The organism is Streptomyces sp. NPDC054961, from assembly GCF_053609145.1.
In genome coordinates, this window is record NZ_JBSGWY010000003.1 from 381525 (window position 1) to 383342 (window position 1818).

3 protein-coding genes are annotated in these 1818 nt (G+C 69.3%); all 3 read left to right on the plus strand.

The features are described 5' to 3' along the window. The first annotated feature begins 228 nt into the window (after positions 1 to 228). The 3 genes from ACWF9Z_RS05830 (at position 229) to ACWF9Z_RS05840 (ending at position 1683) form a co-directional block, all read left to right on the plus strand. Positions 229 to 828: a hypothetical protein gene (locus ACWF9Z_RS05830; protein ID WP_453597814.1), complete on the plus strand. Its 600-nt coding sequence runs from the start codon at positions 229 to 231 to the stop codon at positions 826 to 828. 169 nt (positions 829 to 997) lie between these two features. Then, entirely contained in the window at positions 998 to 1441 is a 444-nt protein-coding gene (gene rpsP, locus ACWF9Z_RS05835) for a 30S ribosomal protein S16 (RefSeq protein ID WP_356658180.1), read from the plus strand. 2 nt (positions 1442 to 1443) lie between these two features. Next, complete coding sequence (locus ACWF9Z_RS05840; protein ID WP_030011889.1) at positions 1444 to 1683, plus strand: RNA-binding protein; 240 nt, start codon at positions 1444 to 1446, stop codon at positions 1681 to 1683. Positions 1684 to 1818 lie beyond the last annotated feature (135 nt).

Sequence of the window (1818 nt, forward strand, 5' to 3'; positions counted from 1 at the left end):
CCCCGCGCCCGCCCCCGCCCCTCCCCGGCCGCCCCGCCCCCGCCCGGCCGCGCGGCCCCCCCCGCCCGCCCCCGCGGACGCCGTTAGTCCTCGTTACGTACCGACTCCTCCGGAGATCTGCGCACCCGTCCTCGTCGGGACGCATGAGACTGAACTGACTGGTACGTGCAAAAAATTTGGAATGGCCCGGAATCGGAACACCGGGGCACTCCGGCTCGTTGTCACGACGTGAGCACGACACCCCCTGTTCTCGCCGCAGAGCTGGCGCAGGCGTGGGCCGATATTCAGCGGTACCACTCCGAGCTGCCTGACCTTGCCGCGCCCGAGTCCCTGATCGGAGAGTCCTCGTCCGCCTGTGGCGCCGAGCTCTCCTTCGAGCGACTGCTGCACGAGGCAGTCCACGGCATCGCCGCAGCACGCGGCGTGCGTGACACCTCGCGCGCCGGTCGCTACCACAACCGCAGGTTCCTCGCGATCGCCGAGGAAATGGGGCTGGACCACGTCGACGAGCCGCACGCGAGCAGCGGCTTCTCCCTGGTCTCGCTCAACCCGGAGGCGAAGAAGCGCTACCGCCCGACCATGGAGCGCCTCCAGCGCGCGCTGAAGGCCCACACGGTCGCGACGGCCGCCGACACCAAGCGCAGTTTCCGCGGGCCGGCCGCCCGGCACGGCTCCTCCGGCGGAGGGGTCCGCGTCAAGGCGGTGTGTGACTGCGGCCGCAATGTGCGGGTGGTCCCGTCCGTGCTGGCCCAGGCGCCGATCGTGTGCGGCGGCTGCATGAAGCCGTTCCGCATTCCGGAGGTCGCGGTCTCCGCCCTCGCCTCCTGACCGGGAGGGCGAGGCGACTCGGGCGTATGGCACAATGGACAGCTGTACTCGACAGTCGCATAGGACCCCTCTCTCCTCCGGCTGACGCGTCCATCGGGCACCCGAGTACCGCAACCCCACGTGGCATCTCATGTGCCCAACCACGTCAAGTTCAGGAGACACCACTCCAGTGGCAGTCAAGATCAAGCTCAAGCGTCTCGGCAAGATTCGCCAGCCGCACTACCGCATCGTCGTCGCCGACGCCCGTACCCGTCGGGACGGTCGCGCGATCGAAGAGATCGGTATCTACCACCCGACGTACAACCCGTCGCGCATCGAGGTCAACGCCGAGCGTGCGCAGTACTGGCTGTCGGTCGGCGCCCAGCCCACCGAGGCTGTGCTCGCCATCCTCAAGCTGACCGGTGACTGGCAGGCGCACAAGGGCCTTCCGGCCCCCGCGCCGCTGCTCCAGCCGGTGACGAAGGAGAGCAAGCGTCGCTCCTTCGACGAGTTCGCCAAGGCCCTCGAGGGCATCGGCGAGGGCAAGGGCGAGGCCATCACGCAGAAGGCGAAGAAGGCCGACAAGAAGGCGGACGAGGCTGAGGCCGAGACCGCCGAGTCGACCGAGGCCTGAGCATGCTCGAGGAGGCTCTTGAGCACCTCGTGAAGGGCATCGTGGACAACCCCGACGAAGTGCAGGTCGCCTCGCGCAACCTACGCCGCGGGCAGGTGCTCGAGGTTCGGGTCCACCCCGACGACCTCGGCAAGGTGATCGGTCGCAACGGCCGCACCGCACGTGCTCTGCGTACCGTCGTGGGTGCCATCGGCGGCCGCGGTATCCGCGTCGACCTCGTCGACGTGGACCAGGTCCGCTGAAAAGTTGAATGACCGGCTCGGGGGGGGGGGGGGGGGGGACCCCCCCCCCCCCCCCCCGAGGAGGTTTACGAAACTCGAAAAAAGCTCACTGGGGGTAGGGGGGGGGCTGCAGCGCCGCGGCAGCTCTAGGGTTGG